The organism is Rhodococcus sp. Chr-9, from assembly GCF_000801125.1.
In the GTDB taxonomy this organism is placed as follows: Bacteria; Actinomycetota; Actinomycetes; order Mycobacteriales; family Mycobacteriaceae; genus Rhodococcus; species Rhodococcus pyridinivorans.
This window is the reverse complement of sequence record NZ_JTIZ01000043.1, coordinates 160,655-180,272: the sequence shown is the minus strand read 5'-3', so window position 1 is coordinate 180,272 and position 19,618 is coordinate 160,655. Positions and strand designations below refer to the sequence as shown.

The following is a 19,618-nucleotide window of genomic DNA, read 5'->3' as shown; positions in this document are numbered from 1 at the left end:
GAGTCGTCAGCGAGGACGCAGGACGACCTCGGTGGGGTGGGCGTCGACCGGTGCCTCGACGACCTGCCGTACCGCGCGCGCCACCGTGCCGGGGCTGAGGAACTGCGACGGGTCGTACTCGCGGCCCTCCGACGCGACGATTGCGCGTTGCATGTCGGTGTCGATCCGGCCCGGGTGGATCGAGGTGACCCGCAGTGCGGGTTCCTCCTCGCGCAGCGCGTCGCCGAACGCCCGCAACGCGAACTTGCTCGCGGCATAGGCACCCCACCCGGGGCGAGCGCGCAACCCCGCCCCCGAATTGATGAGCACCACGTGCCCGTTCGCGGCCCGCAGGGCAGGCAGCAACACCTGCGTCAGGGCGACCACGGCGACGACGTTGGCCTCGAACGTCTCGCGCCACTGCCGGGGCTCGCTGTCGGCGATCGTGCCCAGTTCGGCGACGCCCGCATTGTGGACGAGCACGTCGAGCCGGTCGATGTCGGCGGCGGCCGCGGCGACGGCGTCGTGGTCGAGCAGGTCCACGGGCCACGGCGTGGCGTCGGGCAGTTCCTCGAGGATCGCATCGAGCGACTCGCGACGTCGGCCGCCGAGGAGCAGATCGTGGGTGGGAGCGAGTTCGTGGGCGATCGCGGCGCCGAGACCGCGACCCCCTCCGGTGACGAGAGCTGTGGGGCGCATGATCACGAGCCTAGGAAGCCGAGGGCGGGGCGGCCACCGCACCGTGCTCGAGACCGGCCAGGATCTCGGCGAGCCGGTCGTCCGGCGGGGTCGACACCGCCGGGTCGCGAGGGAACCGGAGTTCGAGGAACGCCTTGGGTCGTGACAGCACGTATTCGCGCGCCAGATTCCTCAGCCGCGTGCGCGGTCGCACGTCGTTCGCGGCGCGGACTCCGGCGATGTCGATTCCCGCCCGCCGGCACAACGCCACCGCGCGCGAAAGGTGGAAGGCCTGGGTCGTGATCAATGCATGCCGCACGCCGTAGGTGGCGACGGCGCGCCGGGCGGTGTCGTAGGTGTCCAGACCGTACGGGTCGGCGACGATCCGTTCCCGGTTGACACCCTGCTCGACGAGATACGCGATCATCGCCGCGATCTCGTCGCCCGAGGTTCCCGCCCCGTCGCCCGAGACGAGCACGGCCTGCACCCGTCCCCGTTCCATCAACGCGACGGCGACGTCGAGACGGCTGCGGAGCACCCGCATCGGACGGCCCTCGTGCACCCGCGCGCCCGGCACGATCACCACCGGGGCGGGTGGTGCGTCGTCCACCTCGTAGATGAGGCCCTTCGCCTCGGACGCCACGCGGGCGGAGACGAGTGTCAGCGCGGACACCGCACCGACGGCCAGTGCGGAGACCGCACCGAGGAGGGACGACGGCCGGACGGATTCGAGCATGCGCCCCAGATTACGGACGCCCGGCGGCCACAATGGAGGGGTGGACCCCGTCGACGCACTCCGCGAAGTCGCCTTCTGGCTCGAACGCGAACACGCCGACACCTACCGTGTGCAGGCCTATCGACGCGCGGCGGAGGTGCTCGCCGAGGTGAGCGACCACAAGCGGGAGGTTCTGCGGAAGACCGACTCGTGGACCGATCTGCCCGGCATCGGGAAGAAGACCGCCACCGTCATCCGCGAGTCGTTCGACGGAGTGCCCGCCTATCTCGAGCAGTTGCGCGAGGAGGCCGAACCGATCGGACGAGGCGCCCGCGACCTGCTCGAGTCCCTGCGCGGCGACCTGCACACCCACTCGAACTGGTCCGACGGCGGCAGCCCGATCGACGAGATGCACCGCGTCGCGTCGATGATGATCGGGCACGAGTACTTCGCTCTCACCGACCACTCCCCCCGTCTGAAGGTTGCGAACGGGCTCACCGCGGAGCGGCTGCGCTCGCAACTCGGCGTCGTCGCGCAGATCAACGGGAACGCCGATGGTGCAAGGATTCTCACGGGTATCGAGGTCGACATCCTCGACGACGGATCGCTCGACCAGGACGAAGGGCTGCTCGCCGAACTCGACGTCGTCGTCGCGAGCGTGCACTCGAACTTGCGGGCCGACCGGTCGGCGATGACGAAACGCATGCTGCGTGCGGCGGCGAATCCCCACGTCGACGTCCTCGGGCACTGCACCGGCCGGCTCGTCGCCGGGGGGCGCGGAAACCGTCCCGAGTCGAAGTTCGACGCCGAGAAGGTCTTCGCCGCATGTCGCGACCACGACACCGCCGTCGAGATCAACTGCCGGCCCGAACGCCGCGACCCGCCGTCGCGTCTCATCGACCTCGCGCTCGAGACGGGCTGCCTGTTCTCCATCGACACCGATGCGCACGCACCCGGGCAGCTCGACTGGCTCGGGTACGGTTGCGAACGTGCCGTCGAGCGGGGTGTCGAACCCGAACAGGTGATCAACACCTGGGAGATCGACGACCTGCTGGCGTGGGCCGACAGGTAGGAGATGCGCGTGGAACACGTCGACGTACTGATCGTGGGAGCCGGATTGTCCGGCATCGATGCCGGTTACCGGTTGCAGACACAGTGCCCGGATCTCGGGTACGCCATCCTCGAGAGTCGCGACGCGATCGGTGGTACGTGGGATCTGTTCCGCTATCCGGGGATCCGATCGGACAGCGACATGTACACGCTCGGCTTCCCGTTCCGCCCGTGGCGGGGCGAGAAGTCCATCGCCGACGGCCCCGACATCCTGCAGTACATCCGCGACACCGCCGCCGAATTCGGCATCGACCGACGGATCCGATTCGGCCACAGGGTGATCGATGCATCCTGGTCGTCGGAGGACGCCCGGTGGACGGTGCGTGCCTCGACCGGGCAGGGAACCGTCGAGATGTCCTGTTCCTTCCTCTATCTCTGCAGCGGCTACTACAGCTACGAGTCGGGTTACCTCCCCGACATCCCCGGTCTGCAGGACTTCGCGGGCACGGTCGTGCATCCGCAGTTCTGGCCCGAGAACCTCGACTACGAGGGGAAGAGGATCGTGGTGATCGGCAGTGGCGCCACGGCCGTCACGCTCGTGCCCGCCCTGGCTGAGAAGGCCGAGCACGTGACGATGCTGCAGCGCTCCCCCACCTACGTGATGTCGCTGCCCGCGCGCGACCCGATCGCGACGCGGATTCGACGCCTGTTGCCGGACAGGGTGGCCCACCGCGCAGTGCGGACGAAGAACGTCGTAGCCAATCTCGGCTTCTACCAGTTCTGCCAGCGGTTCCCCTCGGCCGCGAAACGCATGTTGCGCACCCTCACCGAACGTCGCCTACGCGGCAGGATCCCGGTCGATCCCCACTTCTCACCGCGCTACGACCCGTGGGATCAGCGACTGTGCGTGGTCCCCGACTCCGACCTGTTCCGCACCCTGCGCGCCGGGAAGGCCGAGATCGTCACCGACCGGATCGACACCGTCACCGAGAAGAGTGTCCGCCTCGAGTCCGGCCGCGAACTCGAGGCCGAGATCCTGATCCCCGCGACGGGTCTGCAACTGGTGCCTGCGGGCGGAATCGAGTTCGTCGTCGACGGGGAGAAGATCGACCTCTCGGCCCGGTTCATCTACCGTGGCATGATGCTCGACGGCCTGCCCAATGCCGCGATGTGTCTCGGCTACACCAACGCGTCGTGGACCCTGCGTGCCGATCTCGCGTCCCTCTACGTCTGCCGGTTGCTGCGGTACATGCGACGCAACGGTTACCGTTCGGCGGTTCCGAGGTATTCGGGCGACGGGTGTACCCGCCCGCTGCTCGGTCTCGACGCCGGGTACATCCACCGCGCGGAAGGTGCTCTGCCCAAACAGGGTGCGCGCAGCCCGTGGTTGATGCGGCAGAACTATCTCCTCGACCTGCCCACCATGCGGCTCGGGCGTGTCGACGAATCGATGCAGTTCACGCCCTGACCCGTCAGCGCCGCCGCGCCGCCAGGTGGACGTCGGGGAAGCGATGATCGGTGTCGGGGCGGCCGACCGTCCGCCACACCTCGTCGAATCCGGCGTCGGACAGGGCCGCGGCGAGACGATCCGGGTGCCACCGCCACGCCGGCGCCACCGCGTGATCGAACTCCACCACTTCGCCGGGGGTGTCGGTGGTCTGGCCCGCGATGAGCACCACGCCGCCGGACGGAACCCGCTCCGACCACGCGTCGAGGATCCCGGGGATCTCGGACGGCGGAACATGGATGAGGCTGCACCGTGCGATGATCGCGCTCGGAACCACTCCGCGGAGTTCGTCGGACCCGAGTCGCGCGTCGTCCCGCACGAATCGCAGGGCGGGGTAGGCGCCCCGCGCGATGCGCAGCATCTCGGTGCTGGGATCGAGGCCGATCACGTCGAGTCCGCGGTCGGCGAGATCCGCGGCCACGTATCCGGGTCCGCAGCCCACGTCCAGCACGACACCCTGCACCTGGCTCTGGCACACCATCTCGGAGAAGGCGGCGACGGTGTGGCGTTCGAGCGGAGTCAGGTACGGATCGGGAAACAACTCGACGTACAGATCCGCGAGGGCATCGTATCCGGGCTGGGTCACTCCGGCATGGTACGACGGGCCGCGATGAGTTCGACCCCGTTCGCAGGTCCTATCCACGACGAGGCAGTGACCACGGGAGGGAATTCATGATCATCGTCGCAGGACATCTCACCGTCGACGCCGACAGGCGTGAGTTCTATCTGGCGACCTGCAGGTCCGTCGTCGAGGCCGCCCGTAGAGCGCCGGGCTGCCTCGACTTCGCTGTCACCGCCGACCTGATCGAGCCCGACCGCGTCTGCATCTACGAACGGTGGGAGTCACAGGCACACCTCGACGACTTCCGCGGCAGCGGACCCGACGACGATCAGGCCCGGGAGATCCGGTCGATGGAGGTCTCCGAGTACCTCGTCCCGGATGTGCAGCCGTCGAACGAGTAGTTCTCGTCGCAGATCCCGCCGGAAATCGACAGGATCTGCGCACGCCGTCAGCGTTGCTCGAGCTTCTCGTCGGGATACCGCGCGAACCGGCCGGCGTCACGTTCGTGCACGGGACCGTCGCTGTCCCAGGGCCATCCGCCGAATCCGGTGCGGCGGTAGTCCTCGAACGCCTGGCGGACACCCGCCTCGTCGTTGAGCACGAACGGGCCGTACGAGACGACGGGTTCGCCGATCGGGCGACCCTGCAGCATCAGGATCTGCGTGCCCTCCTCGCCGCCGGTGAGGTGCACCGGCACCGACGCGTCGACGACGACCCCGTGCCCGGACTCGATCGTCCGGTCACCGATCCGCACGGGGGAACCGTTGTACACGTACAGGACCCGTTGCGTCTGCTCACCGCGCGCGGCCGGCAGTTCCCAGCGCGCACCGGACGACAGGTCGATGTTCCAGATCGCCACGTCGGTGCCGGGTCGGGACGCCCACGAATTCGGCGGGGGCGGCGGCGGAGTCACGTCGTCGAGCTCACCGGCGATGACGCGGACGGAGACGGTGCGTCCGTCCTCGTCCGAGACGGTCACGGTGGGGGTGTCCTCGTTCCACAGCATCGAGAAGTGCGGATCGACGGTCTTCGACTCGGCGGGCAGGTTCAGCCAGATCTGGAACAACTCGAGCGGATTGTCCGAATCCTTGTTCAGCAGAGGGAACATCTCGCTGTGGACGACCCCGTTGCCGGCGGTGAGCCACTGCGTGTCGCCCTCACCGAAACGCGCCGCCGCACCCACCGAATCGGAGTGGTCGACGAAACCCGAGCGCACGAAGGTCACCGTCTCGAAGCCGCGGTGCGGGTGGCCGGGGAATCCTGGGACGGTGGTGCCGTGGTACATGCTCCAGCCCGCCGGGTTGCCGAAGTCCTGGCCGATCGGGCGGCCGTCGAGCGACGCGTCGGGTCCGAGCTCGTCGTTGCCCGCCGGATACGCGTCGACGTGGTGTGCGACGAACAGGAAGGGATCGATCGTCTGCCAGGGCATACCGAGCCGGAAGACCTGGAGTACCGGAGTAGGGGCTGCTGACGTCATGACCCGTGCAACTACGTGCCCGTGCTCTTTGTTCCGGGCGGTGTGGTGGCCTCGCTGTCGTCGAGCACGCGCGCCCCGGCGGCGAACTTCTCGACCTGGTCACCCAGGCGGATCTGCGCGGGGACGGCTCCGCCGAGCAGGTCGCGGGCCAGGGCCGGGGAGTCACCGAGCGGCAGGTCGCTGCCGGCGATGACGACGTTGCCGTAGCGGCGTCCCTTGAACATCGCGGGGTCGGCGATGATCACGGTGTGCTCGAAGACCTCACCGATCGTCGCGGCCTCACGTTTCGCGACGGTCAGGTCGCGGAAGTCGCCGCAGTTGACGACGTAGACACCGCCGGGCGCGAGCACGCGTCGGGCGTGCTGTGTGAACTGGAGGGTGGTGAGTGCGACGGGAGTGCGGTTGTAGGCGAAGACATCCCGCACGATCACGTCGCGGCTCGCGTCGGAGAGCGAGGTGAGGACCTGACGGGCCTCCCCCACCCGGATACGCAGCAACGGAGCGCGGGGCAGATCGAACCAGTGGCGGACGAGTTCGGCGAGGCGACCGTCGATCTCGACGACGACCTGCCGAGCGTCGGGGTAGACCGCGGCGAAGTAGCGCGCCATCGTGCACGCACCCCCACCGAGGTGCAGCACGCGCAATCTCGAGTCGTGTTCGAACCTGCTCTCGACGAGCATCGCGATCCACCGCATGTACTCGAACTCGAGCAGGGCCGGGTCGCTCAGGTCGATGTGCGAGCTGGGCACCCCGTTGATCTCGAGGACCCATCCGTCGGCGAGATAGCGGTCCTTGACGAGCTCGCACGTACCCGTGTCGATGTCGTACAACCCCTCGGCCGGGCCGCCCGGTGCACCCGTCTTCTCCTTGCGCGGCGACGATGCGGCGCGGCCACCTCGTTGCCTGCTCATACGACGAGCCTAGTACCGGCTCGTTTGCCTCGGATCAGAGGCATCGTGCCGACGAACGAACTCTGGTCGGGGAAGAACAGCTGGTTGAACACCAGGCTCGCAGCCGTCGCGTAGAGGAAGAAGTCGTACCACTCCACCGTGGTGCCGAGCAGGCTCGCCGCGACCACGGTGCGTAGTCTCCTGCGACGATCGAGATCGGACTCGGGTGCGGAACTGGGCTGTGACAGCGTGGTCACGGACTCGATTCCCGGTGGTGGACAGCGTGCAACCCGGCGACGCCAACCACGTCCGACACATTCACACACGGGCGGGCAACGGCCCGGTCGACTTCCAGGCCGAATACATCAAGGTCGAGAACGCCCAGCTCCAGCGCATCCCCGATCCGGTGCCGCCGCTCTTCTTCGGCGGGTCCTCTCCCGCCGCCGGCACCGTCGCATCGCAGTTCTGCGACACCTATCTCACGTGGGGTGAGCCGCCGGCCGCCGTCGCCGACAAGATCGCGTGGATCCGCGGCCTTGCCGACATCCAGGGACGCACCCTCGACTACGGCATCCGCCTGCACGTCATCAGCCGGGACACCTCCGACGAGGCCTGGGCCGAGGCCGACCGCCTGCTCTCCGCGCTCGACCCCGCGACCATCGAGAAGGCCCAGCAGAGCCTGGCCCGCTCCGGTTCCGAGGGGCAGCGCCGGATGGTCGAGCTGCACGGCGGCGGCAGCGCTTACGCCGCGAGCAAGGACGCCCGCAGCCTCGAGGTCTCCCCCAACCTGTGGGCGGGCGTCGGACTCGTCCGTGGTGGCGCGGGCACCGCGCTCGTGGGTTCCCACGAGGAGGTCGCCGACCGCATCGCCGAGTACGCCGAGATCGGACTCGACCACTTCGTGCTGTCGGGCTACCCGCATCTCGAGGAGGCCTACCGCTTCGGTGAGGGCGTGCGTCCGATCCTCGAGCGTCGCGGCCTGCTCGCCCCGGTCTCCCACCGCCCGGGCGACCTGTCGGGCTCGACGGCCTTCCTGCCCTCCGCGCACTGACCATCCCCTGACACATCGATACAGCACAGCTCGACACAGCGCCGGCGCGAAATGTGTCGGCGCTGTTACAGCTGCGGCCCTCGTCGTGCGGATCCGTCCGCAGCACAGAGAATGGGGCCATGCCGGACCGAGGATTCACCTCCACACAGCTCGCCGCACGCGCGGCGTACCTGCTGCGTGGGAACGACCTGGGCGCCATGACGAGTGCCGCTCCCAAGCTTTATCCACACATGTGGAGTTGGGATGCGGCGTTCGTCGCCGTGGGGCTCGCGCCGCTCAGTGTCGAACGGGCGGTGGTCGAACTCGACACCCTGCTCTCGGCGCAGTGGAAGAACGGGATGATCCCACACATCGTCTTCGCCAACGGTGTCGACGGCTACTTCCCGGGCCCGGCGCGCTGGGCGGTCTCCGAACTGGCCGCGCACGCACCGGCGCAGGTGCAGACCTCGGGTATCACACAGCCTCCCGTGCACGCCATCGCCGTACAGCGCATCCTCGAGCATTCACGACGGCACGGCCGCTCGACACGTGCTGTCGCCGAGGAGTTCCTGGATCGCCGGTGGGCGGATCTCGTGCGGTGGCACCGCTGGCTCTCGCACGCACGCGATCTCGACGGCAACGGCCGCATCGCGCTGTACCACGGGTGGGAGTCGGGCATGGACAACTCCCCGCGCTGGGATACGGCGTACGCCAACGTTATCGCCGGTCCGGTGCCGCCCTTCCACCGCGAGGATCTCGAGCACGTCGCCGACGCCACCCAGCGACCCACCGACCGTGAATACGCGCGTTATCTGTGGTTGCTCGAGGAGATGAAGACGGCGCGTTACGAGGACAGCGTGCTCGCGAAGGCCATGAGCTTCGCGGTCGAGGACGTCTTCGTCAGCGCGGTGTTCTCGCTGTCGTGCGAGGTGCTTGCAACCATCGGTGAGGAGCATTCCCGTCCCAACGCGGATGTGCGCGAGCTGTATCAGTGGGCCGAGCGGTTCCGGAAGGGCGTGATCACCACGACCGACTCCCGCACGGGCGCGGCGAAGGATTTCGATCTACGCAGCGGGAAGTGGGTCGCCACCGACACTCTCGCGATGTTCGCGCCACTGCTGTGCGGAGGTCTCGACCGGCAGGCCGAGAGGGCGCTGCTGCGCACCTTCGAAGGGCCGAAGTTCTGCGGGCATCCGGATCTTCGCTATGCGGTACCGCCGTCGACGTCCCCCGTCTCGGGCGACTTCCGTCCCCGCGAGTACTGGCGCGGACCGGTGTGGCCCGTGATGACGTGGTTGTTCTCGTGGGCGTTCGCCCGTCGTGGCTGGGCCGAACGGGCCAACGTGCTTCGCGCGGAAGGACTCCGGCAGGCGAGCGACGGCACCTTCGCCGAGTACTACGAACCGTTCACCGGCGACCCGCTCGGCAGCATGCAGCAGTCGTGGACCGCCGCAGCGGTATTGGACTGGNTCGGATGACCCGTGCGTGGTTCCGGGAGCGAGCGCGACCGGAACCACGCACGAGGTGTCAGACCCCGATACGTCCGCCGTCGGACTTCCACGCCGCGACCACGGCGGGACGCGGCTGGGAGTCGCCTCCGTCGGGCCAGTGCGAGGCCGGCGACGCCCACGACGCGTCGTCGGTCTCCCCGGGATGCTGGACGCACACCACGACCCGGCCGTCCTGCACGATCGGCCCGCACGTCTCGGCGCCGATCGGCACGGTGAGGAACTGCTTCGTCTCACCGCGACGCGGACCGTCGAGGACGACGCTGAACAATCCGTCGTTGGAGCCGAGTGCGTTGCCGTCGGTCGAGATCCACAGATTGCCGTACGAATCGAAGGCCAGGTTGTCGGGGCACGAGATCGGACTGACCTGCGACTTGTCGAAGCCGCCGAAGTAAGTGTCGGCCTCGTTCGGGTCCCCGCACACGAGCAGCAGCCTCCACGTGAAGGACGTACCCGCGTGGTCGTCGTCGATCTCGAGGACCTGACCGTTCTTGTTGTTCTCGCGCGGATTCGCCTCGTCGGCCGGCGCGGCGCCGTCGACGCCGCGCTTGGTGTTGTTGGTGAGTGCGACGTAGACCTTGCCGGAGACCGGATTCGGTTCGAAGTCCTCGGGGCGATCCATCTTCGTCGCGCCCACCCGGTCGCCGGCGAGGCGGGTGAACACCGCGACCTCTTCGGCGCTCATGCCGTCGACCAGCGACTCGGCGCTGCCGTCCTCGTTCGCGCGCAGCAGCGGGATCCACTCGCCGCTGCCGCGGAACTCGCCGGCCTCGGGAAGTGTTCCGGATCCGTCGATCTCGTCCGGATGGTCACCGCTGAGCTTCGCGACGTAGAGCGTGCCGGCGTCGAGCAGGGTCATGTTGTGCCGCATCGCAGCTCGCGAGTTTCCGGGCTGCATCTTCCGCGACGAGACAAACTTGTACATGTAGTCGAAGCGTTCGTCGTCACCGCTGTACGACACGACGGTGCCGTCGTCGGTGATGTGGACGGTGGCCGCCTCGTGCTTGAACCGTCCCAGTGCGGTGTGCTTGACGGGCACCGAATTCGGATCCCACGGATCGATCTCGACGATCCACCCGAACCGGTTGACCTCGTTGGGTTCCGTGGCGATGTCGAAGCGCCGGTCGAATCGTTCCCACTTCCGTTCGGTGTCGGCGCCCTCGAGTCCGTACCGGGCGAGACGTTCGGCGACGACCGGGTCGGTGACGCTCTCGGCGTTGGCGAAGTACTGGTTGAAGTTCTCCTCGCCCGACAGCACGGTGCCCCACGGGGTGAGCCCGCCGGCGCAGTTGTTGAACGTCCCCGAGACCCGCGTGCCCGTCGGGTCGGCGGTGGTCTTCAGCAGGCCGCTGCCCGCGGCCGGTCCGGTGAGGAGGAACTCGGTGGTTCCGGTGATACGACGGTTGTATTCACCGAATTCCGGTGTCAGGCGGCCGGTCCCGGGCTCGCCCTTCACCTGGACGACCGACATCCCGTGACCGGCGATGCCGATGCGCACCTGTTCCTCGGTGGGGTCGTCCGCATCGTAGTCGGCGAACATGAAGGGTTCGGTGGTGTATTCGTGATTGACGACGAGCAGGTAGGTGTCGGGTCGGCCGTCCACCGGGAGCAGGCCGGCGAAGTCGTTGTTGAACCCGAACTGCTTCTCCTGCGCGGTCGCCGTCTGGTTCCCGATGTCGAAGGCCGGGGCATCGGGCAGCACCGGATCGCCCCAGCGGATGACGACGTCGTTCTCGTACCCCTCCGGAACCGTCACCGCGTCATCGGTGTTCGGCGCGACCGCCGTGAAGTTGGTGCCGTCGGGCACCGGCCCGAGATCTCCCGCCGCCCCGGCGTCACTGCCGGCGGCCGCAGCGGAGTCGTCCGCACAGGCCGTCAGGACACCACCGGCGCCGACGGCGAGCACGGCCATGGCACCGCCTCGCAGGACCCCGCGACGCGAGACGGCGGCGCGCACGATGTCGCCGAAGTATTCACCGCGGGAGGTGTTCGGGACGGCGTGCGAACAGGCATCCCCGCACTTGTACTTGCACGTGATGTTCGAGCGCGACGATATGCCGTCGTGCGTGACGAACAAGGGCAGGACTCTACGGGCCACAACGTTCTCCTCGGAAATCGGTTCGACGCCGGAACCGTAGGAGCGTCAGGCGAGTCGGACGGAACGAGAAGGTGAACACCCGATGAGCATTCGGCGGCCGTGAGACGGCGGTCACAGAACGGGCCGAGGTCAGCCCGGGGCGATGCGGTCGAGATCCACGATCGGCCGTACACCGGGACGGTTGCCATCGGAGAATTCCTCGTCCCGCGACTGCTCGTCCTCGTCCTCGACCTCGCCGGGCCGGCCGTCGACGAACGGCACCACCCGGTCGGTGATCGCCGTGTTGTATTCGGCGGGAGCCTGGATGGGATTGGCGTGACCGGTACGGTCGAGCTTCGACACCAGCAGCGTGCCGTCGACACCGCCGGACTGGTCGATCAGGATCCGGTGGCTGTACTCGACGTCGACGACGTTGTCGTTGACGGCGTTCCGTGGCCGGAGGAACGCTATGGCGGGACGGATCTTGTCGTCGCGTTCGTCGGCGAGTGCCCTCAGGTTGTCGACCGCACCGGAGGCGACGATCGCCCGGAACTGCGATTCGATCAGTCCGTTGCTCGCGGCGTCGGTGGAGAAGATCTTGTCGTGGAGCACCTCGACCGCGACGTCGTGCAACTCTTCGGTGTCGATACGGCGGTACCACCGGTCCGAGGGAAGTACGAAACGGTCCATGCGGGCGACGACCTCGACGAGCATCCGCATACTGCGGCTCTCCCGCGCGCCGGGCAGCCAGCCGATCCAGCGCAACAGGTCCTCACCGGCGTCGCGCGCGTCGGCCCGCACGGCGTGCAGGTCGAGCGGCGTGCAGTCCAGGATCACGCCGGTCACCTCGAGATCGGTGTCCTGATACAGGTGCTGGGCGACCTCGAGGGCGATGATCCCACCCATGCTGTGCCCGGTGAGCACGATGTTCTCGATCCCGGACCACGCGGCACGCTCGCGGATCAGGCGGCTGACGACGGCGGTGTCGAGACCGCTGTTGTCGTACTCGACCGCCCACACCTGCCCGAGTTCGCTCAGTGCGGGCAGTGCCGTGGCGGTCTCGGTCGCGTCGAGGTTGCCCAGGCCCACCAGGTCGACGACCGCCGTGTCGCGGTCCTCCCGCGTCGCCGCGTCGTGGATCGGATGTAGCTGTGGCTGCGTGAGAGCGAGTCGCTCACGGACCGGCGCGACGTCCCATGCCCAGTACTGGGTGAACAGGGCGACGAGCGGGAGCGCCGCGACGGCGGTGCGCGCGAGGGCTCGTCGAAGCCGGCCGAACCGTACCCAGTGATGACCGGCGCGGGTATCGCGGAGACGTCGCCGCCGCCGACCGTCGTCCCAGTCGTCGGCGGTGCAGGGCGGTAGCCATGGTGCGTTCGACATGCACCACCGATGCTACCGACGTACTGTGCTCGGCTCAGGGTCCGTCGGCACGGGCCGGGATCAGCTCAGCCCCGTCAGCGGGGGTGCGGAGTTGTCGTCTCGCCACGCGATGGCTTCGCGCAGTTCGGTGAGGTCGTAGTCGGGACCACCGACACCCACCGTGAACTGCGTGATCCCGAGCTCCACATAGGACGGGGCCGCGTCGGCGCCGGGCCACGAGGTGGACCGTTCGATGTCCTCGGGTCGACGACCGGCCTCGGCGCAGCGCTGCGCGAGGATCTCGGATTTCTCGGCGTGGGTCTCCATCTCGCCGAAGCTGTGCCAGATGTCCGCGTACTTCGCGACCATCGGAAGCGTCTTCTTCGGGCCGCCGCCACCGATGAGGATGGGAATGTGCCGGGTGGGCTGCGGGTTCAGCTTGCCGAGGCGATTCACGATGCGGGGCATGTACTCGGCGAGCAGGTCGAGGCGGGAGCCCTTGGTGCCGAACTCGTAGCCGTACTCGTCGTAATCTCGTTCGAACCAGCCCGAGCCGATGCCGAGGATGAGACGACCGCCGCTGATGTGGTCGACGGTGCGGGCCATGTCGGCGAGCAGATCGGGATTGCGGTAGCCGCCACCGGTGACCAGTGCGCCGATCTCCACGCGCTCGGTCTGCTCCGCCCAGGCGCCGAGCATCGTCCAGCACTCGAAGTGGGCGCCGTCGGGGTTGCCGTAGAGCGGGTAGAAGTGGTCCCAGTTGAACACGATGTCGGCGCCTGCGTCCTCGGCGCGGAGCACGGTGTCGCGGATGACGCCGTAATCGGGTTGCTGCTGGGGCTGTAGTTGGAGTCCGATGCGAATGGGGCGCGTCATGGAGTCCAGGTTAAGAGAGTGTGTCTCATGTGGACGGCTTCTTGAAGCAAGTGAGTGCAGCACCGAGATGGAGGAACCCGACGAAATGTTCCCCGCCGGGCTCGATAGCGATCGGCGGACGAGGGGAACGCGCACGACGATGACCTCCAACTCGGGCGCAGCCGGACGGCGTGCCGGGTCCGGGGCCATGTCGGCAGTTTCCCGCGCGTCCTTCTCCAGAGTCGCTGCGGTCTCGGCCAACTGGTCGAGGGCGGGATTCACGCCGACGAGTGTGAATCGCGTCCGATCACGGTGACGTCGCCACCCCACAGGTCGCCGAGGATTCGGACGAGGAACGCGGTGCTGTGATCCCAGCCGTCGCGCGGGGCGCCGGCGCCGTAAGAGCCGCCGCGGGTGATGAGTAGAGCGACGGGCTTACCGTCGAGGAATCGATCGCTGGCGGCGCCACCGGCAATGACAAGGTCGATCAGAGGTACTGCAGTCGGGACCGGCGGGGGATGTCGCCGAATTTACCGGCGTGAAAGTCCTCGAATGCATTGGTGATTTCCACCTTGGTGTTCATGACGAACGGTCCGCCGAGCACCACGGGTTCGCCGATCGGCGGTCCGCTGAAGGTAAGGATTCGTGCGGGGGTGTCGCCGTCGGTGGTGTCGATGTCGATGGTGGACGAGCCAGCGTGCGTGCACCCGGAGCGCAGCGCCGGCAGATGGACGAGCAGAGGGAACGAAAGCCGCACCTCACACCTTTTGGTACCGAATGCCGTACCGAAGTGGTACCGTTTAATGTACCGGTTCAAGAGCTGGGCCGAGAGACTTCGGGGAAGGAGTACCTATGGCTGCCATCACTGCTACCGAAGCGAGAAAAAACTTCTTTCCGCTGCTCGAACAGGTCAACAAGGACCACACCCCTGTGGAAATCGTATCCAAGCGGGGCAATGCCGTCCTGATGTCGAAGGATGACTACGACGCCATGCTCGAGACCTCGTACCTGATGCAGTCTCCGGCCAACGCCCGACGACTGCTCGCCAGCATGCAGAGAGCTCGCGGAGGTGAATACACCGAAAGGGAACTCATCGAGTGAACATCACCTTCACCGACGAAGCGTGGGACGACTACCAGTTCTGGATCTCGACCGACAGAAAACAGCTCGAGCGTGTCAACGAGCTGGTCAGGGATTGCCAACGAGACCCGTACTCGGGGATCGGCAAACCCGAACGGCTCAGACATGCCCTGTCAGGACTGTGGTCTCGACGTATCGACAAAGAACACCGCCTGGTCTACGAGGTCATCGACGGTGCCCTGGTCATCATCGCCGCCCGCTACCACTACTGACCCGATCCACGGTCCGACGACCGAATCCGGGCAGGATTATCACTTCTGACTGAGCAACCGCAGACACATCCTTGCCGATGGTCGGGGGGTTGCTTGCAGGTCAGCGACAGTCGACATGCACCGAGACATACACCCGGCCACTGTGCTCGCCGCTCCACTGGTCCGGACCTTCGACGGCCGCGGCGATGTCGAGCTGGTCGGGTTCGGACCAGTCCACCGGCTCGGGTGCCGCGATCAATGCGGTGGTGTCGAGCTCGGCGGACGGGAACTGCTGGTCGGTGTTGCCCACCGTCAGTACCAGCGAGCCGCACGCAGCGCGGAGCAGATGGTCGATGGCCGATGTGCGCCACGCGGTCGCCGAGAACCGGATCGTGTCCTGAGCGAGTAAGTCCACTGCCTGCCCGACACCGACGATGTGCGCCGCGGCCATCTCCACCCCGGTGCTTATGCCGCTGTCGAGCAGCCACGCATGGAATATGGGTATGAGCCGCTGGTACTCGTCGACCGCGGTTCGGCGAGAGCGATCTGCGAGCGAGACCATCGTCCCCTGGTTCTTCTGCGCTCGCTTCTCGGCTTTCGCGGCGCGCTTCTGCCCGGCCGAACCTCTGCTCTTGTCGGACATGTGGCAGGACCTTTCATCGACGACCGGTTTCTGTCGCGCCCACCCGATGCATTCCTGCCTCGCACACGCGTGTCCGGCAGGCTTGTCGGCGGGCGATCGGTATCGGACACTGCTCGGTATGTATCGCCGAGCGAAAGGCCGCCGAACTTCGTGGACATGGTGATCGCCCGCAACCCGGACCCGGAATCACGGCTGCCGTTCCTACTGCGCCTGCCCCTGTCGGACGGACTGGTGTTTCGCACCTCCGACACCTGGCCGCGTACCAAAGCCCTGTTCTGCTATCCCGTTCCGGCCGACGAGTGGCCTGAGGACCCCGAGATCGTCGAGCAGGTTCGGTTGCGTTCGTGTGTGCGTCGCGGCGCCGCGATCGACGTGGTCCTGGACCGGGGACGGGAGAACCGGTCGCAGATCGTGTTCACCCAAGCTCGGGGGCGCGATGCCGTGTTCTGGCAATCCCCGCGCACTCGGAAGCAGGCACGTCCGAATGTGCGCACCCCCACCGCCCGAGCCGCCGGCATCGCCGAACTGACGATCGTCGTCGATTCCCACGAGCGTTACCCCTACAAATTCCCCGGGCAGCAGGTCGACACCGTCCGCCGTGTGTTGGCGTGCGGAGACTACGGTCTGCTCGTCGACGACCGGTTGGTCGCCTCGGTCGAACGCAAGTCGTTGGCCGACCTGGTAGGCAGCCTGACCAGCGGGAGGCTGCGTTTCGCGATGGCCGAGCTCGCTGCCCTTCCCCGCGCCGCAGTGGTGGTCGAAGACCGTTACTCGGCGGTGTTCAAGTTCGAACGGGTCCGGCCGGCGATGATCGCGGACGGTCTCGCCGAGCTGCAGGTCCGCTACCCCGGTGTGCCGATCGTGTTCTGCGAGACTCGTCAGCTCGCCGAGGAGTGGACCTACCGCTATCTCGCCGCCGCGCACGAGTGGACCGGCGTCGAGGACGCGGCGTGTGACCGCATCACACCGCAGCACAAGGACGCTCCCACCGCGGAACCGTCCACCGCCGACGTACGCGCGTGGGCCCGCGGCGAGGGCATGAAGGTCCCCGATCGTGGCCGGCTCCGTCCCCAGGTGTGGGCGGCCTGGCGCAACGCTCACGCCTCGGGGTGAGGCTGAACGCCGCAGCAGCCGATGCCACGTCCTGCCGTTTCGTGCGGAAGGCGCGGCGACTGCCACGCGCGCTCGATAGACCGCGCCCCATCCAGCGGTTCGACGCCACGCCGTGCTGAGCACGGCGATCACGTCATCGTCGAGCATGATTACTGAATCGTCCCTGATCTCATCGAGGGTGAGCCAGGCATCCCGGAAGGATCACCCCAGACTCATCATGGCGAACTACAAATACCCTCAGGAACTGGCGTGAGCGAGCGACCCGACTCGCCGTCGAAGCCCGCCGTGACCCCGACACCCGCACCGGCGCGCCATCAACCGGATCGCCGAGCAGACCGGCGTCCACAAGGAAGCCCTGCGGACCTGGGTGCGCAAAGCCGAAGACGACGAGCTCCCGACCGAGCCGGTCGATGCCGAAGCGCGCATCCGCCGTCCGGAGAAAGAGAACCGCGAACTACGGCAGTTGATGGAGATACTTCGCTCTGCCACAGTGTTTTTCGCGAAGGCGGAGTTCGTCCCCCGCAAGTGGGAGGTGGCCCCACGCCGACTGAAGTAATCGCCTGTGTTCATCGACGAACACCAACACCGCTGGGGGATCGAACCGATCTGTCGCGTTCTGTCGGAGAACACCGGCCGGGAAGACGTCGAAGCGGCCACCGTGCAATGGGTGCATTGGTTCGATACCGAACGGGTCCACGGCATACTCGACTACCGCACCCCGACCGAGATCGAGACCGCCTGCTACGCACAACCACCGGCCGCACCTGCGGCCTGAGGACTGAACACACGCTCAGCCTCAACAAGACTCGGGACTTGACGATCCAGTGGAACAACCCGACCCGAGTGGTCGGACGATCAGCCATGCCAGCAGGGCGATCGTTACCGCACAACCATATTCACAGCAACGCGCTCAGCTGATCGGTGCATTCGGGCTAAGGAAACATCTCGTATCGTCGCCCGAGTTCCCGCAGGAAGGACTCGAGAACGAGGTCGAAGCTCTCGGCATCGATCTCGGCGGCGTACTCGCGAAGCCGATGCGCCTGCGACAGATGCGGATACCGCTCGTTGTAGGTGTCGATGTGATCGTCGAATCCGCCCGCGAACGAGGTGATCGCGGAACCGATGACGATGTACTTGATCGAGGCTCCGATCATCGTCGCGAAGCGGGGCGGCCAGCCGGCGCGGGTGAGGCCGCCGTGGATGGCGTCGGACGCCTGGAGGGAGACGGGCCGCGTGCCGGGACTCGAGGCGAGGAAGGGCACCATATTCGGGTGCGCGGCGAGCGCGTCGCGGTAGGTGCGAGCCCAGCGTCGGAGCGCTTCCTGCCAGTCGTCCTCGGCGAACCCGCTGACATCGACCGATTCACCGATGGCGTCGGCGATGTCGTCGAGCAGTTCTTCCTTGGTGGCGTAGTGGCTGTACAGCGACGGGGCGCGAACACCCAGTTCGGCGGCGATCCGACGCATCGAGACGGCGTCGAGGCCGTGCTCGTCGACGAGTCGTAGCGTGACGTCGCGGATGAGCTCACGGCTGAGCAGAGGCGTGCGCGGGCGCGCCATCCATCGTCCTCCTTCCGGCCCGGCCTGGACGAGCTAACAATGTAAGGTTAGTTTGGAATCGCGAGAAGCGCTACGGCGCCGGCATCCCTGGAAGGTCCCTCCATGAACCTGAAGCTCACCGAGGAGGAGCGTGCGTTCCGCGACGAACTGCGCACCTTCTTCACCACCGAGATCCCCGCCGAAGTGCGTGCGAAGACCGCCTCCGGCACTCCGCTGGGCAAGGACGACTACGTCGCCGTCCAGCGCATCCTGCATTCGCGCGGCCTCGCCGTTCCCAACTGGCCCGTCGAATGGGGCGGTCAGGACTGGACGCCGATGCAGCGCAACATCTGGCTCAGCGAGCTGCAGCTCGCGTCGGTGCCCGACCCGCTGCCGTTCAACGCGTCCATGATCGGGCCGGTCATCGCGCAGTTCGGCTCGCAGGAGATGAAGGAACGCTTCCTCCCCGCCACCGCCAACCTCGACATCTGGTGGTGCCAGGGCTTCTCCGAGCCCGAGGCCGGCTCCGACCTCGCGTCCCTCAAGACCCGCGCCGTCCGCGACGGTGACGACTACATCGTCAACGGTCAGAAGACGTGGACGACGCTCGCGCAGCACGCCGACTGGATCTTCTGCCTCGTCCGCACCGATCCGAACGCGAAGAAGCAGGCCGGCATCTCGATGCTGCTCTTCCCGATGGACACCCCGGGCGTCACCCTCCGTCCGATCAAACTGATCGACGGCGGCTACGAGGTCAACGAGGTCTTCTTCGAAGACGTGCGCGTTCCCGCCGAGAACCTCGTCGGCGAGGAGAACACCGGCTGGACGCAGGCGAAGTTCCTGCTCGGCAACGAGCGCACCGGCATCGCCCGGGTCGGCGCCACCAAGGTCAAGCTCGCGCGGGCGAAGTCCCTCGCGGCCGAGACCCGCTACGGCAGCGGCTCGCTGCTCGACGACCCGATCTTCGCGGCACGCCTGGCCGAACTCGAGAACGAGCTGCTCGCTCTCGAGCTCACCCAGCTACGCGTCGTCGCCGGCTCGGCCGACGGCAAGCCCAACCCGGCATCGTCGCTGCTCAAGATGCGCGGCTCCGAGTTGCAGCAGGCCGCGACCGAACTGCTCGTCGACATCGCCGGTCCCGATTCGCTGCCCGCCGGCGAGGCCGGTATCGACTCGCCCGACTGGGCGCAGCTGACGATGCCGACCTACCTCAACAACCGCAAGGTCACCATCTACGGCGGGTCGAACGAGGTTCAGCGTTCGATCATCGCTTCCTCGATTCTCGGACTGTGAGGCCCCGGAC

Annotated in this window: 20 protein-coding genes and 3 pseudogenes; 11 read left to right on the top strand and 12 right to left on the bottom strand. The window is 67.3% G+C overall.

Features of this window, described 5'->3' with window-relative positions; translation table 11 throughout:
• Nucleotides 1–6: 6 nt before the first annotated feature.
• Together QR64_RS05395 and QR64_RS05390 are read right to left on the bottom strand one after the other, a co-directional pair.
• Nucleotides 7–678: an SDR family oxidoreductase gene (locus tag QR64_RS05395; protein ID WP_039584495.1), complete on the bottom strand. Its 672-nt coding sequence runs from the start codon at nt 676–678 to the stop codon at nt 7–9.
• Nucleotides 679–688: 10 nt separating this feature from the next.
• Nucleotides 689–1,393 carry a vancomycin high temperature exclusion protein gene (locus QR64_RS05390; protein ID WP_039584416.1) on the bottom strand — a complete coding sequence of 235 codons (705 nt, stop codon included), beginning with the start codon at nt 1,391–1,393 and terminating at the stop codon, nt 689–691.
• Between the two features lie 40 nt (nt 1,394–1,433).
• Between QR64_RS05390 and QR64_RS05385 the strand changes: the two genes are divergently transcribed.
• Both QR64_RS05385 and QR64_RS05380 read left to right on the top strand, forming a co-directional pair.
• A complete protein-coding gene (locus tag QR64_RS05385) occupies nt 1,434–2,444 on the top strand; it encodes a PHP domain-containing protein (RefSeq protein WP_039584415.1) in 1,011 nt (336 codons plus the stop codon).
• 3 nt (nt 2,445–2,447) lie between these two features.
• Nucleotides 2,448–3,890: a flavin-containing monooxygenase gene (locus tag QR64_RS05380; protein ID WP_019290505.1), complete on the top strand. Its 1,443-nt coding sequence runs from the start codon at nt 2,448–2,450 to the stop codon at nt 3,888–3,890.
• A 4-nt stretch (nt 3,891–3,894) separates the two neighbouring features.
• Here the strand turns inward: QR64_RS05380 and QR64_RS05375 are convergent, their stop codons facing one another.
• Nucleotides 3,895–4,515 carry a class I SAM-dependent methyltransferase gene (locus QR64_RS05375; RefSeq protein WP_019290506.1) on the bottom strand — a complete coding sequence of 207 codons (621 nt, stop codon included), beginning with the start codon at nt 4,513–4,515 and terminating at the stop codon, nt 3,895–3,897.
• A gap of 86 nt (nt 4,516–4,601) precedes the next feature.
• Here QR64_RS05375 and QR64_RS05370 point away from each other — a divergent pair, with 86 nt between their 5' ends.
• On the top strand, nt 4,602–4,892 hold the full coding sequence (locus QR64_RS05370) for a putative quinol monooxygenase (RefSeq protein WP_006550865.1): 291 nt from the start codon (nt 4,602–4,604) through the stop codon (nt 4,890–4,892).
• A 47-nt stretch (nt 4,893–4,939) separates the two neighbouring features.
• Here the strand turns inward: QR64_RS05370 and QR64_RS05365 are convergent, their stop codons facing one another.
• From QR64_RS05365 to QR64_RS05355, 3 genes and pseudogenes are all read right to left on the bottom strand, one after another.
• Complete coding sequence (locus tag QR64_RS05365) at nt 4,940–5,920, bottom strand: pirin family protein (protein ID WP_039584414.1); 981 nt, start codon at nt 5,918–5,920, stop codon at nt 4,940–4,942.
• 59 nt (nt 5,921–5,979) lie between these two features.
• Nucleotides 5,980–6,879 carry a spermidine synthase gene (locus tag QR64_RS05360; RefSeq protein WP_006550863.1) on the bottom strand — a complete coding sequence of 300 codons (900 nt, stop codon included), beginning with the start codon at nt 6,877–6,879 and terminating at the stop codon, nt 5,980–5,982.
• 41 nt (nt 6,880–6,920) lie between these two features.
• Nucleotides 6,921–7,115: pseudogene (locus QR64_RS05355) on the bottom strand (MFS transporter); the annotation flags it as partial.
• Nucleotides 7,116–7,186: 71 nt separating this feature from the next.
• Between QR64_RS05355 and QR64_RS05350 the strand changes: the two are divergent.
• A pseudogene (locus QR64_RS05350) lies at nt 7,187–7,909 on the top strand (LLM class flavin-dependent oxidoreductase); the annotation flags it as partial.
• A 119-nt stretch (nt 7,910–8,028) separates the two neighbouring features.
• Nucleotides 8,029–9,357: pseudogene (gene ggh, locus QR64_RS05345) on the top strand (glucosylglycerate hydrolase); the annotation flags it as partial.
• Nucleotides 9,358–9,415: 58 nt separating this feature from the next.
• Here the strand turns inward: ggh and QR64_RS05340 are convergent.
• The 4 genes from QR64_RS05340 to QR64_RS28555 all read right to left on the bottom strand — a co-directional run bounded on the left by QR64_RS05340 (nt 9,416) and on the right by QR64_RS28555 (nt 14,447).
• Nucleotides 9,416–11,494: a PhoX family protein gene (locus QR64_RS05340; protein WP_033098483.1), complete on the bottom strand. Its 2,079-nt coding sequence runs from the start codon at nt 11,492–11,494 to the stop codon at nt 9,416–9,418.
• Nucleotides 11,495–11,623: 129 nt separating this feature from the next.
• Complete coding sequence (locus QR64_RS05335) at nt 11,624–12,856, bottom strand: alpha/beta fold hydrolase (RefSeq protein WP_039584410.1); 1,233 nt, start codon at nt 12,854–12,856, stop codon at nt 11,624–11,626.
• 60 nt (nt 12,857–12,916) lie between these two features.
• Nucleotides 12,917–13,711, bottom strand: coding sequence for an LLM class F420-dependent oxidoreductase (locus tag QR64_RS05330; protein WP_006550857.1), 795 nt, complete (start codon nt 13,709–13,711; stop codon nt 12,917–12,919).
• Between the two features lie 466 nt (nt 13,712–14,177).
• Nucleotides 14,178–14,447, bottom strand: coding sequence for a pirin-like C-terminal cupin domain-containing protein (locus tag QR64_RS28555; RefSeq protein WP_019290514.1), 270 nt, complete (start codon nt 14,445–14,447; stop codon nt 14,178–14,180).
• Between the two features lie 95 nt (nt 14,448–14,542).
• On the opposite strand from QR64_RS28555, the gene QR64_RS05320 reads away from it, so the two are divergent.
• Together QR64_RS05320 and QR64_RS05315 are read left to right on the top strand one after the other, a co-directional pair.
• A complete protein-coding gene (locus QR64_RS05320) occupies nt 14,543–14,791 on the top strand; it encodes a type II toxin-antitoxin system Phd/YefM family antitoxin (RefSeq protein WP_006550855.1) in 249 nt (82 codons plus the stop codon).
• Entirely contained in the window at nt 14,788–15,042 is a 255-nt protein-coding gene (locus QR64_RS05315) for a Txe/YoeB family addiction module toxin (protein WP_006550854.1), read from the top strand. Before QR64_RS05320 ends, QR64_RS05315 begins: the two co-directional genes overlap by 4 nt.
• Before the next feature lie 100 nt (nt 15,043–15,142).
• Here the strand turns inward: QR64_RS05315 and QR64_RS27275 are convergent, their stop codons facing one another.
• The gene (locus QR64_RS27275) at nt 15,143–15,664 is read right to left on the bottom strand and encodes a hypothetical protein (RefSeq protein WP_200886478.1); all 522 of its coding nucleotides are present in this window, start codon (nt 15,662–15,664) and stop codon (nt 15,143–15,145) included.
• A 156-nt stretch (nt 15,665–15,820) separates the two neighbouring features.
• Here QR64_RS27275 and QR64_RS05305 point away from each other — a divergent pair, with 156 nt between their 5' ends.
• The 3 genes from QR64_RS05305 to QR64_RS05295 all read left to right on the top strand — a co-directional run bounded on the left by QR64_RS05305 (nt 15,821) and on the right by QR64_RS05295 (nt 17,552).
• Nucleotides 15,821–16,777 (top strand): ERCC4 domain-containing protein, encoded by a 957-nt coding sequence (locus QR64_RS05305; RefSeq protein WP_039584493.1) that lies wholly within the window; start codon nt 15,821–15,823, stop codon nt 16,775–16,777.
• Between the two features lie 313 nt (nt 16,778–17,090).
• A complete protein-coding gene (locus tag QR64_RS05300; protein WP_082331778.1) occupies nt 17,091–17,333 on the top strand; it encodes a transposase in 243 nt (80 codons plus the stop codon).
• Nucleotides 17,334–17,339: 6 nt separating this feature from the next.
• Entirely contained in the window at nt 17,340–17,552 is a 213-nt protein-coding gene (locus QR64_RS05295) for a transposase (RefSeq protein ID WP_006550850.1), read from the top strand.
• 157 nt (nt 17,553–17,709) lie between these two features.
• Here QR64_RS05295 and QR64_RS05290 read toward each other — a convergent pair whose 3' ends face one another.
• A complete protein-coding gene (locus QR64_RS05290) occupies nt 17,710–18,336 on the bottom strand; it encodes a TetR/AcrR family transcriptional regulator (protein WP_006550849.1) in 627 nt (208 codons plus the stop codon).
• 102 nt (nt 18,337–18,438) lie between these two features.
• Here QR64_RS05290 and QR64_RS05285 point away from each other — a divergent pair, with 102 nt between their 5' ends.
• Nucleotides 18,439–19,608, top strand: a complete 1,170-nt coding sequence (locus QR64_RS05285) for an acyl-CoA dehydrogenase family protein (RefSeq protein WP_019290521.1) — start codon at nt 18,439–18,441, stop codon at nt 19,606–19,608.
• Nucleotides 19,609–19,618: the final 10 nt, after the last annotated feature.